This window comes from Roseovarius sp. (assembly GCF_965277045.1).
Lineage (GTDB): Bacteria > Pseudomonadota > Alphaproteobacteria > Rhodobacterales > Rhodobacteraceae > Roseovarius.
Window position 1 is genome coordinate 15817 of sequence record NZ_OZ255712.1, and the last position, 12978, is coordinate 28794.

At 67.7% G+C, this 12978-nt stretch carries 9 protein-coding genes and 1 pseudogene; 4 read left to right on the forward strand and 6 right to left on the reverse strand.

The features are described from left to right. Nucleotides 1-26: 26 nt before the first annotated feature. Both ACQY4V_RS00120 and ACQY4V_RS00125 read right to left on the reverse strand, forming a co-directional pair. Nucleotides 27-1196: a trans-sulfuration enzyme family protein gene (locus tag ACQY4V_RS00120; RefSeq protein ID WP_428514942.1), complete on the reverse strand. Its 1170-nt coding sequence runs from the start codon at nt 1194-1196 to the stop codon at nt 27-29. Between the two features lie 63 nt (nt 1197-1259). Further along, nucleotides 1260-2166: pseudogene (locus ACQY4V_RS00125) on the reverse strand (DMT family transporter). Nucleotides 2167-2437: 271 nt separating this feature from the next. Between ACQY4V_RS00125 and ACQY4V_RS00130 the strand changes: the two are divergent. The 3 genes from ACQY4V_RS00130 (at nt 2438) to gndA (ending at nt 6231) form a co-directional block, all read left to right on the forward strand. Then, nucleotides 2438-3625, forward strand: coding sequence for an aspartate aminotransferase family protein (locus tag ACQY4V_RS00130; protein WP_428514943.1), 1188 nt, complete (start codon nt 2438-2440; stop codon nt 3623-3625). An 11-nt stretch (nt 3626-3636) separates the two neighbouring features. Continuing rightward, entirely contained in the window at nt 3637-4563 is a 927-nt protein-coding gene (argF, locus tag ACQY4V_RS00135) for an ornithine carbamoyltransferase (RefSeq protein WP_428514944.1), read from the forward strand. Nucleotides 4564-4824: 261 nt separating this feature from the next. Then, on the forward strand, nt 4825-6231 hold the full coding sequence (gene gndA, locus ACQY4V_RS00140) for an NADP-dependent phosphogluconate dehydrogenase (RefSeq protein ID WP_428514945.1): 1407 nt from the start codon (nt 4825-4827) through the stop codon (nt 6229-6231). 85 nt (nt 6232-6316) lie between these two features. On the opposite strand, the gene ACQY4V_RS00145 is transcribed toward gndA, so the two are convergent. From ACQY4V_RS00145 to ACQY4V_RS00160, 4 genes are all read right to left on the reverse strand, one after another. Beyond that, entirely contained in the window at nt 6317-7798 is a 1482-nt protein-coding gene (locus ACQY4V_RS00145; RefSeq protein ID WP_222451131.1) for an inorganic phosphate transporter, read from the reverse strand. Nucleotides 7799-7878: 80 nt separating this feature from the next. Then, nucleotides 7879-8340, reverse strand: coding sequence for an NUDIX hydrolase (locus ACQY4V_RS00150; protein WP_428514946.1), 462 nt, complete (start codon nt 8338-8340; stop codon nt 7879-7881). 91 nt (nt 8341-8431) lie between these two features. Next, on the reverse strand, nt 8432-10876 hold the full coding sequence (gene hrpB, locus ACQY4V_RS00155) for an ATP-dependent helicase HrpB (RefSeq protein WP_428514947.1): 2445 nt from the start codon (nt 10874-10876) through the stop codon (nt 8432-8434). A gap of 8 nt (nt 10877-10884) precedes the next feature. After that, the gene (locus tag ACQY4V_RS00160; RefSeq protein ID WP_428514948.1) at nt 10885-11610 is read right to left on the reverse strand and encodes a DUF3108 domain-containing protein; all 726 of its coding nucleotides are present in this window, start codon (nt 11608-11610) and stop codon (nt 10885-10887) included. A 261-nt stretch (nt 11611-11871) separates the two neighbouring features. Here ACQY4V_RS00160 and meaB point away from each other — a divergent pair, with 261 nt between their 5' ends. Then, entirely contained in the window at nt 11872-12861 is a 990-nt protein-coding gene (meaB, locus tag ACQY4V_RS00165) for a methylmalonyl Co-A mutase-associated GTPase MeaB (protein ID WP_428514949.1), read from the forward strand. Nucleotides 12862-12978 lie beyond the last annotated feature (117 nt).

The following is a 12978-nucleotide window of genomic DNA, read 5'->3' on the forward strand; positions in this document are numbered from 1 at the left end:
AAGGGGGCGCACGATCAAGGGTGACGTTACGGCGTCGCCGCCCCCGCGCGGTCCAGCGCCTGCTCGAGGTCGGCGATGAGGTCGCCCGCATCCTCGATCCCTATGGACAGGCGCAGAAGGCGGGGATGGACCGGGAAGCCCTCGCCCGAGACGGTCTTGCGGTGCTCGATCAGGCTTTCGACGCCGCCAAGCGAGGTGGCGGGGTAGAAGACCTCGCAATAGCGGCTGACGTCGATGGCGGTCTGCTCGGTGCCATTGACGAGGATCGAGAGCATCCCGCCATAGAGACTGCCGGTCTGGCGCTTGGCAATCTCGTGGTCGGGATGCGAGGGCAGGCCGGGATACATCACCGCCTCGATGCCCGGGTGCCCCTCGAAGTGCCGGGCCACGGCCAGGGCGTTCTCGGTGGCGCGCTCGTAGCGCAGCATCAGCGTGCGCATTCCGCGAATGAGCAGGAAGGCGTCGAAGGAGTGCAGGACGGTGCCCTGGATCATGCGGACGTGGAAGATCTCGTCCCAATAGGGGCCGGTCTCGCGCACCGAAAGCACGCCTGCGGTCACGTCGGAATGGCCGTTGAGGTACTTGGTGGCGGAGTGAAAGGAGATGTCTGCGCCAAGCTCCAGCGCGCGGGTGGCGCAGGGGGGCGTGCCGGTGCAGTCGGTGACGAGCCTGGCCCCGGCGGCATGGGCGATGTCTGCGGCGGCGGCGATGTCTGTCGTGTCCCAGTTGGGGTTGTTGGGGCTTTCGACCCAGACCAGCGCGGTGTCGCCCTTGAGCGTCGCGGCCTGCATCCCGTCGAGGTCGCCGGCGGGATAGTAGCTGACCCGCAGGCGGTTCTTGGCGGCGTAGGTTTTGAATTGGGCGAGGACGCCGTGATACATCACCTCGGGCACCACCACATGGGCGTCGGCGGGCAGGTGTTCGATGACCGCCGTGGCCGCGCCCATTCCCGACGAAAAGAGCAGACTTTCGGCGGCGCCTTCGAGATCGGCGATGATCGCCTCGGCCTGTTCGGTGGTGACGTTGCTGTCGCGGCGGTACATGTAGCTTTGGCGCAAGGCATAGTTTTCATCCCGCGCGTAGGTGGCGGCGGTCTGAATCTGCGGCACGATCGCGCCGGTGGCGGGGTCGAGATAGCGCAGGGCCTGTGCCAGTTTGGTGGCGGGCGACAATGGGCGGTTGGGGCGGTGGGCCATGGGGCGAGTTCCTTTCAGCGTTGGCGCAGACGGTAGGCATTTGGTCCGCGATGGCAAGCCGGGTCAGAGCGGGCGCGCGGGTGGGACCGTGGGGGATTTGAGCCGCGCCTCGCGCCACGCGAGCAGAGCAGCGCCGGAGAGCACTGTCAGGGCGCCGAGAATGGATATCGCATCGGGCCGGACCGAGAACACGGCGGCATCGTAGAGCGCGGCGAAGACCAGCGTGGCATAGAAGAAGGGGGCCACGAAGCTGGCATCGGCGCGGGCCAGCGCGTTGACGAAGCAGGCTTGCGCGGTGGCCATCAGCAGGCCGATCCCGGCGAGCGCGGCCCATTGTGCCGGGGTGGGCGCGGTCCAGACGAAATAGGCCGCCGCACTGGCGATGAGGCTGCCGAAGAGGTTGTTGATCAGCAGGATCTGAAGCGGGCGTTCCCGGCCCGAAAGAAACTTGATCGCGATGAGTTCCATGCCGAAGCAGGCGGCGGCAGCGAGGGCTAGGAGCGCGCCGGGTTCGATGCTGCCGCCGCCGGGGCGGGTCAGGATGAGCGCGCCCAGAAGGGCGATGGCGGCGGCGGTCCATCGGACGGGACCGACCTTTTCGCCAAGGATGGGAATCGCGAGCATCATGCCGAAGACCGGGTTCAGGAAGGTGATCGCGGTGGCGTCGGACAGAGGGATGAACGCGGCGGCGGCGAACATCAGGGTGACGCCGCCCCAGCCGAGGCCCGAGCGCAGAAGGTGCAGGTGCAGCGCCGGGCGCACGACGCGGAACCGCGTGGCGGCGGCGAAGCTCGATATGGTGATGAGCGCGAAGACGAACCGGCCCTGGCTGATCTGCATCGGATGCAGGGGGGGGGCCGAGCGCGTCGGTGCCCAGCGCCTTGGCCAGAAGCGTGCAGCCGGCGATGAAGGCGGCGGCGGCAAGGGTCAGCAGCGCGGCGGCGCCGGGGTTCTGCGCGGGCGGGGTCATGTTGACTGAGTTGGCAGGCGGCAATGGGAAACTCAAGCGGCATAATGAGGCGCGCCAAGAAAACGCTTTGCGCGGGGCGCGGAACCGGGTATGTCACCGCGCATGATCGAACGCCGTACATATGCCATGAGCCGACGCCGCCGCACCTGCGCCTGACGTCCCGTTCGCCTGTTCGATCCCCCCGGTGCCCAAGCGCACTACCTTCTTCCACCATTGACGAACGCCCTGCCATACGGCACTCAAAGGGCTTCCATACTTGAGGATACCCCAGATGATCCCCTCCGTTCTGCCGACCTATAACCGTGCACCGCTCAGCTTTGTCAAAGGCGAGGGCGCCTGGCTGATCGAGGCGGATGGTCGACGTTTCCTGGACCTTGGCGCGGGGATCGCGGTGAACGCGCTGGGCCATGCGCACCCGGCGCTGGTGGCGGCGCTGACCGAGCAAGCGGGGGCGCTGTGGCACACCTCGAACCTCTACCGCATCCCGAAGCAGCAGGAGCTGGCCGACAAGCTGGTGGCCGAGACCTTTGCCGACACCGCGTTCTTCTGCAACTCGGGCACCGAGGCCTGCGAGCTGGCGGTGAAGATGTGCCGAAAGTATTTCTTTGACGCGGGTCAGCCGGAGCGGACCGATATCATCGCCTTCCAGGGGTCGTTTCATGGCCGGTCGAGCGCGGGGATTGCCGCCGCCGGGTCGGAGAAGATGACCAAGGGGTTCGGGCCGCTGTTGCCGGGGTTCAAGCATGTGCCTTTTGGCGACCATGACGCGCTGCACGCCGCGATTGACGAGAACACCGCGGCGATCCTGCTGGAGCCGGTGCTGGGCGAGGGCGGGATCAAGCCGGTGCCGGACCAGTGCCTGAAGGGGCTGCGCGACCTGTGCGACGAGAAGGGCATCCTTTTGATTTTCGACGAGGTGCAGTGCGGGATGGGCCGGACCGGCAAGCTCTTTGCGCATGAATGGGCGGGGATCACGCCCGACATCATGATGGTGGCCAAGGGCATCGGCGGGGGCTTTCCGCTGGGCGCGCTGCTGGCCACGGAAAAGGCGGCGAGCGGCATGACCGCGGGCACGCATGGCTCGACCTATGGCGGCAACCCGCTGGGCTGTGCGGTGGGTTGCGCGGTGATGGATATCGTGGCCGACGCCGGTTTCCTGGCCGAGGTGAACCGCAAGGCGGGTCTGTTCCGGCAGAAGCTGGAAGGGCTGGTGGCGGCGCATCCGGAGGTGTTCAAGGGCGTGCGCGGATCGGGCCTGATGCTGGGGCTGGAATGCGTGGCGACCAACACCGACGTGGTGGCTGCTGGATATGACGCCGAGGTCGCGGTGGTGCCGGCGGCGGAGAACGTGGTGCGCCTGTTGCCGCCGCTGAACATCTCGGATGACGAGATCGGCGAGGCGGTGGCGCGGCTGGACAAGGCCGCGACCGCGGTGAAGACGGCACTGGCCGAGGCGTGAGGAGCGAGGCGATGCAGCATTTTCTGGATATTCACACGACCGATGCGGGCGAGTTGCGCGGGATCATCGACGGGGCGCGGCACATGAAGACCGCGCGCGCCGGACGGCCGCGCGGTGCGGCGGATGACGAGCAGCCGCTGGCGGGCCGGATGGTCGCGCTGATTTTTGAGAAGCCGTCGACGCGGACGCGCACCAGTTTCGACGTGGGCGTGCGCCAGATGGGCGGCGAGACGATGGTGCTGTCGGGGGCCGACATGCAGCTGGGGCATGGCGAGACCATTGCGGACACCGCACGGGTGATGAGCCGCTACGTGGACCTGATCATGATCCGGACCTTCGACGAAAGCGTGTTGCAGGAGATGGCCGAGTATGCCGACGTGCCGGTGATCAACGGGCTGACCGACCGCACGCATCCCTGCCAGATCATGGCCGACGTGATGACCTATGAAGAGCATCGCGGGCCGATCCGCGGCAAGAAGGTGGTTTGGGCCGGGGACGGCAACAACGTGTGTTCGTCCTTCCTGCACGCGGCGGGGCAGTTCGGGTTCGACATGACCTTTACCGGGCCGTCGCAGCTGGACCCCGAGGACGAATTCGTCGGGCTGGCGCGCAAGGCGGGCAGCACGATCACCATCGAGCGCGACGCGTTCAAGGCTGTGGAGGGCGCGGACCTTGTGGTGACCGATACCTGGGTCAGCATGCATGACAGCCAGTCCAGCAAGGAGCGGCGCCACAACATGCTGCGGCCCTACCAAGTGAATGCCGAGCTGATGAAGCACGCCAAGGACGATGCGTTGTTCATGCATTGCCTGCCCGCGCATCGCGAGGAAGAGGTGACGAGCCCCGTCATGGACGGGCCGCATTCGGTGGTGTTCGACGAGGCCGAGAACCGCCTGCACGCGCAGAAGGCGATCATGCGCTGGTGCCTGGGCGTCTGAGCCCGACCCGAAGGAGCGCGGTTCCCGCGCGCCGGCTTGTCTCGTCGTTGCCCTGCGGGCGCCTCCTCGGGCGCGGGATGGCGGGTGCGACGCGTCACGGCGTGGTCCGGCTGGCGTGGCGGATCCCCCGGCCCGCCTTCGGCGAGAGTATTTCTGCCAAGAAAAAGGGCGAGGCGCGGGAAAGGCCGCCGGGTGCGCGACCGGGTTTCTTGGCATCCGGCGCGGGGCGGTCTACGCTGGCAGGGAAGCATGGGAGCGGACATGACAGGCGGCACCGCACAGATCGGCGTATACGGGCTTGGCACGATGGGCAGCGCCCTGGCGCTGAACATGGTCGAGAAGGGCTTTGATGTTGCGGTGACCAACCGCGAGTCGGACTGGATCGGTGCATTTGTCCAAGAAGCCGGGCCGCTGGCCGAGCGCCTGCATCCGCATGAGGACTTGCGCGATTTCGTCGCCGGGCTGAAGACGCCGCGGGTGATGCTGTTCATGATCCCGTCGGGCAGGCCGATGGACGCGATGATCGAGGAGGTGGCGCCCCTGCTGGACGAGGGCGACACGATCATCGACGGCGGCAATGCCGATTTCCACGACACGCGGCGGCGCGCGAAGGCGCTGGCCGGGAAGGGCCTGCATTTCGTCGGCATGGGGGTGTCGGGCGGCGAGCAGGGCGCGCGGCACGGGCCGTCGATGATGGTGGGCGGCAGCGACCACAGCTGGGACCAGCTGCGCGACGTGCTGCGGGCCATTGCCGCGCGGTACGAGGACGATCCTTGCGTCGATCACCTTGGGCCGGACGGGGCGGGGCATTTCGTCAAGACCGTGCATAACGGGATCGAATATGCCGACATGCAGGTGATCGCCGAGATTTACGGCCTGTTGCACAACGGCTGCGTCTGGCCACCGGCACAGATCGGGACGCTGTTTTCGAGCTGGAACGACGGCCCGCTGAAATCCTACCTGGTGGAGATCACCGGCGAGCTCCTGGCCTATACCGACCCGGCGACCGGGCATCCGGTGGTGGACGTGATCAAGGATGCGGCGGGGCAGAAAGGCACCGGGCGCTGGACCGTGGTGGAAGCGGTGCGCATGGGCCAGGCCGCGACCATGATCGAGGCGGCGGTGGGCGCGCGCGCGTGGTCGTCGGAGAAGGACACGCGCACCAAGGCGCAGGACATGCTGGGCGGGGAGCGCGGCCTGCTGTCGCTCGACGAGGACATCCTGAAGGAGGCTTTCATGGCGGCGCGGGTTCTGTGCTATGCGCAGGGGTTTCGCGTGCTGGAGGCGGCATCGCAGGAGTATGAGTGGCAACTGGACCATGCGCGGATCGCCGAGGTCTGGCGCGCCGGATGCATTATTCGGTCGGTGCTGCTGGACGATATCGCCGCGGCGTTCCGCGAGGATCTGCCGCACGGGCAGTTGTTCCTGTCGCCGCGCTTCGCGGAGATCCTGAAACGCACGGTGCCGGCGCTGCGCAAGGTGGTGGCGGAGGCTGTGGTGGGTGGCCACGCGATCCCGGCAATGTCGGCGGCGCTGCAATGGTATGACAGCATGCGGCAGGGCTATGGCACCGCCAACATCATCCAGGCGCAGCGGGATTTCTTCGGCTATCATGGTTTCGCGCGGCTGGGGCAGGAGGGCAGGTTCCACGGGCCGTGGTGGGACTGAGCCTTGCGCCCCAAGGGCAAGGGTGTCGCGCGATGGCACGGTCGGAGGCCCGCTGAAAGACCGGCGCGGGCGGCTTGGCTGAGGGTCAGCCTGTCAGGCTGTTGAGCACGAAAAAGATGAGGGCGGACATCAGCGCGGCGGCGGGCACGGTGATGACCCAGGCGGCGACGATGGTCATGAAATGGCTGCGCCGGACCAGCTTGCGCCGGCGGCGTTCCTCGGGGGCGAGGCGCTTGCCCTTGCCGCCGGTCGTCAGCCCTTTGCGCAGGCGGCGTTCCATGTACCATTCCCGGAAGAATCCGACTCCGAAGACCCCGCCCACCGCGATATGCGTGGAGCTTACGGGCAGCCCCAGCCAGCTGGCGACGATGACGGTGATCGCCGCCGACAGGGCGACGCAATAGGCGCGCATCGGATCGAGCTTGGTGATCTGGCTGCCGACCATGCGGATGAGCTTGGGGCCAAAGAGGAAAAGCCCGAAGGAGATGCCGAAGGCGCCGATGATCATGACCCAGAGCGGGATTGCCACCTCGCCGGCAAAGCCGCCGGCCTCGGAAGCGTAGACGATGGCGGCCAGGGGGCCCACGGCGTTGGCGACGTCGTTCGCGCCGTGGGCGAAGGACAAAAGCGCCGCCGAGATGATGAGTGGCAGGCCGAACAGCGCCTTGAGCGAGCGGCGGCGGTTTTCCATGCCCTCGGACTGGCGCCGGATCAGGGGGATGGTCACGGCATAGATCACGGCCCCGGTCGCGGCGCCGATCAGAAGGGCCGTGCCGATGTCGATCCTGACGATGCGCTTGAGGCCTTTCATGGCGAGGTAGGTGGCGAAGGTGCCGGCCATCAGGCCGACGAGGATGGGCACCCAGCGGCGGGCGGCGGCGATCTTGTCTTCGCGGTAGGAGATGCGGGTCTTGATCAGGGCGAGGCAGGCGGCAGCGATGACGCCGCCCAGGACCGGCGAGATCACCCAGCTGGCGGCGATGGCGCCCATGGTGGGCCAGTTCACGGTGGCAAGGCCGGCAGCGGCGATGCCGGCGCCCATGACGCCGCCGACGACCGAATGGGTGGTCGAGACCGGCGCGCCGACCTTGGTGGCGAGGTTGACCCAGAGCGCGGCCGAGACCAGCGCGGCCATCATCGCCCAGATGAAGGTCTGGGTGTCCTGCATGCCGCCGGGGTCGATGATGCCCTTGGAGATGGTCGACACCACGTCGCCCCCGGCCAGAAGCGCGCCCGCGCTTTCGCAGATCGCGGCAATGACGATGGCGCCGCCCATGGTGAGCGCGTTGGCGCCCACCGCCGGACCCATGTTGTTCGCCACGTCGTTGGCGCCGATGTTGAGCGCCATGTAGGCGCCGAAGATCGCCGCGGCGATGACCACCGTGTTGCTGGGAAACGCGCCGAAGAAAAGCGCCGCGCCAAGACCGGCGATGACCATGAAGGCCAGCGCGACGCCAAGCGAGACCAGCGGACGCGAGACATAGGCCGTCGCGTACTCGATCTGCGAGATACGCCCGAGATCCTTGTCGAGCGTCTTCCACTGGTTGTTTTGCGGGTCCTCGGCCAACGGTCCCCTCCCGGTCCGGTTCGGGGCAGAGCGCTAGCCGGTCCGGCGCGGCGGTTCAATGCCGCGCCGTCACAAAAGCGTTACATTTCCAGCAAAATGGCCTTGAGGCCCGGTTCCTGTACCATTTCAGCCGCATCCGCGGGGCTGACCCAGCGGCGCGTGCGCTCGTCATGTTCGGGGTAAATGTCGGCGAGTTGCTTGACGCGGACCTTGAACACCTCGACCTCGACCGGGGCATCGTAGCCATCGTCGAGATGCTTGTCGTAGGCGTAGCTGCCGACATGGCCCTCGATTGCGGCGCAATCGGTGACGCCGGCCTCTTCCCAGGCTTCCTGCAGGGCGGCCTCGGCGGCTTTCTTGCCGTCCATCGGCCAGCCCTTGGGCACGATCCAACGGCCGGTGCCGCGGCTGGTGATCAGCAGAACCTGCTTTTCCGCCGTCGGGATCACCCGGTAACAAAGTGCGGCCACCTGCATTTCGGGTGGTCTGCGTAATATCGGCTGGACGAACTCGGCCCACGCCCGCTTCATCGTATTTGTCATTGTGCTGCTCGTCTTAAAAAAGTCTTTTCACTATTGTATATACGTTTCTTGCACCAAAAATCAAATTTTGCGTTCAATTTTGCTGAATTGGTCAGGAGTTGCGGCGTTTTGCGCGCAGGGTCGGGTCGGCCTCGCGCGGGTTTTCGGGCCAGGGATGCCTGGGATACCGCCCGCGCATGTCCTTGCGCACGTCGGCATAGGAGCTGTCCCAGAAGCCGGGAATGTCGAGCGTGGTCTGCACCGGGCGGCCTGCGGGGGACAGGAGCGTGACGCGAAGGGGCGTGCGGCCCACGGTGGGGTGGGTGGTCTGGCCGAACATCTCTTGCAGGCGCAGGGAAATCTCGGGATGGTCGCCGGAATAGTCGATCGGGATGCGCCGGCCCACCGGGGTGGTGAAATGCGCGGGCGCTGCGGCATCGAGGCGTTGCATCTGGTCGTAGGTGAGCCGGGCGCGTAGGGCGTCCAGCATGTCGAAGCGCTTCCAGTCGGCGGCGGTCTTGAGGCCGGTGATGTACGGCAGGAGCCAGGTTTCGAGGTCTTCGAGGAGGGCGTCATCGGTCATGTCCGGCAGGTCCTCGCCCGCCTCGCGCAGCAGGGCCACGCGGGCGGCGAAGCGGCGGGCGGGGTCTGACCAGTTGAGGCCGAGGTCGCGGATGCCGTCCAGCATGGCAAGGGCGATGGCATCGTCGGGGGCATCCTTCCACATGCGGTCATCCAGCACGAGCGCGCCGAAGCGTTCCTGTTTGCGGGCGATGACGCGGCGGTCGCGGCGGTCCCAGTGGCAGACGTCGTGCCAGCCGATCTGGCCGGGGAAGAGGGCGCGGAGTTCGGATTCGGAAAGCGCGATGGCCTGCCGGATGCGGGCCTCGCGCGGGTTGCCGTCGAGGTCGGTGGCGACCAGCAGGCGTTGACCGGCCAGGGGGTCTTCGTCGGGCAGGAGCGCGCCTTTGCCGCCTGATAGCACGAAGCGCGGGGCGTCGCCCTTGCGACGCAGGCCGATGCGATCAGGATAGGCGAGGGCGGCGCATTCGGCGTCGGACATTCCGCTCGCTTGCGACGATTTTGTGCGTGAGGCCAGGCGCTTGGCCTCGGCACGGATGCGCATCACCGCGCCGTGGTTGGCGGGATGAGGATGGCGTGCCTTGGGGTCGCGCAGCGCGGCCATGCGCAGGGAGAGGTCCACCGGGGCGCCGCGCGGCAGGGGATCGCGATCGGCCAGGAGAGCCGCGAGCAGGGCCGCGTCCGGTCCGGCGGTGCCCAGCATGTGGGCGAGGCGCGGGTGCAGGGGGAGCTTTGCCAGCGCCTTGCCATGCTCGGTGATGCGGCTCGAGGCATCGAGTGCGCCCAGCATGTGCAGGAGCGCCTGCGCCTCGGCATAGCTGCCGGGGTTGGGGAGCGTGAGGAAGGGCAGATCGGCGGGGGTGGCACCCCAGAGCGCGAGTTCGAGGGCGAGGCCGGCGAGGTCCGTGGCCTCGATCTCGGCGGGGGGATAGGCGGGCAGTGCGCCTTCCTCTCCTTTCGTCCAGAGCCGGTAGCAGGTGCCTTCCGCGACGCGGCCCGCGCGGCCCGCGCGTTGCGTGGCCTCGGCGCGGGTGACGGGCTCGGTCACCAGCCGCGACATGCCGGAGCCGGGGTCGAACCGGGCGCGGCGGGACTTGCCGCCGTCGACCACGACGCGGATATCCTCGATGGTCAGCGAGGTTTCGGCGATGGAGGTGGAAAGGACCACCTTGCGGCCTTCGTTTACAGGCGCGATGGCGGCGCGCTGGGCGGCGAAATCCATCGCGCCGAAGAGGGGGCGGATGTGGCAGTCGGGGGGCAGGCGGTCCTTCAACAGCGCCTCGGTGCGGCGGATTTCGCCCTCGCCGGGGAGGAAGACGAGGACGCCGCCTGTGGTCTCGGAGACGGCTTTCGTCACAAGGTCTGTGAGGGCCGCGTCCCACCTTGTTTTCTTCGGGATTGGCGTGTCGAGATGGCGGGTCTCGACCGGGAAGCTGCGGCCTTCGGAGGTGACGATTGGGGCCTGCATCAGCTCGGCCACCGGGGCGGCGTCGAGCGTGGCGGACATGGCCAGCAGCATCAGGTCGTCGCGCAGGGCACCGGCCACTTCGAGGCAGAGGGCGAGGCCGAGATCTGCGTTCAGGGAGCGTTCGTGGAATTCGTCGAAGATCACCGCGCCGATGCCGGTGAGTTCGGGGTCGGACTGGATTCGGCGGGTGAGGATGCCTTCGGTGACGACCTCGATCCGGGTGGTGCCCGAGATCTTGGCGTCGCCGCGGACGCGGTAGCCCACTGTTTCGCCTGTCTTTTCGCCCAGGGTCGAGGCCATCCGCTCTGCCGCGGCGCGGGCGGCGAGGCGGCGGGGTTCCAGCATGACGATGCGGCCCTTGGTGAGGTTTGCGGTCAGCATTTCCAAGGGCACGACGGTGGTCTTGCCCGCACCGGGCGGGGCCTGCAACACGGCGCGGCCGTGGTCCCGGAGCGCTGTCAGCAGCGCCGGAATCGCGTCGTCTATGGGAAGCCTGTCACGGGTCATGGCCCGCCTTATCGGCGATGCATCGACACTTTGCCATAACGGGTGCGCACGACGACGGTTTCGGCGCGCATGGTGTTTCCCTGCGGCGCGTAGATTACCGTGACCGGCGCGGTGCGGTGGCGCAGCTCGCGCTCGGAATAGCCGGCGATGCGGCGGTACTGGCCCGAGCACTGGACCCGCCCGCCATCGAGCGCCGCGCGGCCAGTCAGGCTGAGGCGGGCGTGGCGATGGCCGTCGTAAACGTCTGCATTCAGGGAACAAAGCTGGTTCGGGGCCTGATCGCGCAAGGCGGCGTAAAGGGCCGTCAACGGATCGTAGGCGCCGGGCAGGCCGCGCGGGTTGACGGCGGGTGCGCTGCTGCCGGTATCGCCGGTGACGCGGGTGGCGACACCGCCGGAAAAGGAGATCTTGAGGTTGGTGGAGCGGCTGCCCTCGGAGGTGACCTCGGAATAGCTGGCGGGAACGAACCGTTCCCCGGATTTGCCGCCTTGCGCGGCGAGGTCGAAGCTGGCCTGCTTGAGCGCGGACAGCGTGCCCGTGGTGGCGAACCGGGCGCGCACGTTGTAGCCGCTGGCCGTCTCGGTGCTGGCCATGGCCATTTCGCCGACCTTGGCGCCGATCATGCGCACGTCGTAGCGCGCCTGCGTACTGTCGGCCAGCGACGGCGCCGCCGTGCCGAGGGTAGTAAAGAGCGCCGCGAGGGCGAAATGGGTCAACCGGGTCTTGACTGTCACGTTGGGGCCTCTTGCATGGCGTCCGCGATGGGACATGGCGCAAGATGGACCCTAGCACAGTCGGTCCGGATTTCATCCCGGCATCTGACACCGAGTCTGTCCGGGAGTGTCGGCGCAACCTGTTACGATTTCGTAAACCCGTCCTGCGGTGCCGGGTAGCGCCGCGGTTGCTGGACATTTCCCGGGTGGCTGGGGCACAAGTCGGAAGGCCCTGACAAGGCCGCGCCACGCCGCGCACAGGACCGGAGGAGACGACGCGCCATGACCGATACGGATAAGCTTGCCGATCAACTGCTGGCGCAGGAGCGCCGGGCCTTGGCGCGGTCGATCACGCTGGTGGAAAGCGGGCGGGCCGATCACCGCGAGGCGGCGCAGGCCCTGCTGGACCGGGTCGCGGGGCATGGCAAGCAGGCGATCCGGATCGGGCTGTCGGGCACGCCGGGTGTTGGTAAAAGCACGTTTATCGAAGCGTTTGGCATGATGCTGACCGGGATGGGCCTGCGGGTGGCGGTGCTGGCGGTGGACCCCAGTTCGGCGCGCTCGGGCGGCTCGATCCTGGGCGACAAGACAAGGATGGAACGGCTGAGCCGGGAGCCGGGCGCGTTCATCCGCCCCTCGCCCAGCCAGACGCATCTGGGCGGCGTGGCGCGGCGCACGCGCGAGGCGGTGACGCTGTGCGAAGCGGCGGGGTTCGACGTGGTGCTGATCGAAACGGTGGGCGTGGGCCAGTCCGAGACGGTGGTGTCGGAGATGTGCGACCTGTTCCTGCTGCTGCTGGCCCCGGCGGGCGGCGACGAGTTGCAGGGGGTCAAGCGCGGGATCATGGAGATTGCCGACCTGATCCTTGTAAACAAGGCCGATGGCGATCTGAAATCGGCGGCGACGCGGACCTGTAGCGATTATTCCGGGGCGCTGAGGTTGCTGCGCAAGCGGCCGCAGGACCCCGAGGGGTTTCCCAAGGCGATGATGGTGTCGGCCTTGCAGGACGAAGGGCTGAAAGCGGCCTGGGACGAGATGAACGCGCTGGTCGACTGGCGGCGCGAGAACGGGCATTTCGACGCCAGGCGCGAGGCGCAGGCGCGCTATTGGTTCGGCGAGGAAGTGAAGCGCGGACTGATGGCGCAGCTGGAGACACCGGAGGCGCGGGCGCTGATGGAAGAGGGCGCCGAGGACGTGGCCGAAGGGCGCACGGTGCCCAGCGTGGCGGCGCAGCGGGTGCTGGACCGTCTGCGCGGTGCGCAGGAGGGTTAATCGGGGCGGCGGCCCGGTTTGGCACGTCGGTATCGCGTCGGTATCCGGGTGGTATTGCGACGGTGCGGTTCGCCGCGCGTTCAAACGTTAACGGGGTCGGACCGGGGGCGCGCGGTC

What these genes read in the sequence shown, in the direction of transcription:
- ACQY4V_RS00120 (WP_428514942.1), bottom strand. Translation starts at nt 1,196, where the DNA reads ATGGCCCACCGCCCCAACCGCCCATTGTCGCCCGCCACCAAACTGGCA.
- ACQY4V_RS00130 (WP_428514943.1), top strand. Translation starts at nt 2,438, where the DNA reads ATGATCCCCTCCGTTCTGCCGACCTATAACCGTGCACCGCTCAGCTTT.
- argF (WP_428514944.1), top strand. Translation starts at nt 3,637, where the DNA reads ATGCAGCATTTTCTGGATATTCACACGACCGATGCGGGCGAGTTGCGC.
- gndA (WP_428514945.1), top strand. Translation starts at nt 4,825, where the DNA reads ATGACAGGCGGCACCGCACAGATCGGCGTATACGGGCTTGGCACGATG.
- ACQY4V_RS00150 (WP_428514946.1), bottom strand. Translation starts at nt 8,340, where the DNA reads ATGACAAATACGATGAAGCGGGCGTGGGCCGAGTTCGTCCAGCCGATA.
- hrpB (WP_428514947.1), bottom strand. Translation starts at nt 10,876, where the DNA reads ATGACCCGTGACAGGCTTCCCATAGACGACGCGATTCCGGCGCTGCTG.
- meaB (WP_428514949.1), top strand. Translation starts at nt 11,872, where the DNA reads ATGACCGATACGGATAAGCTTGCCGATCAACTGCTGGCGCAGGAGCGC.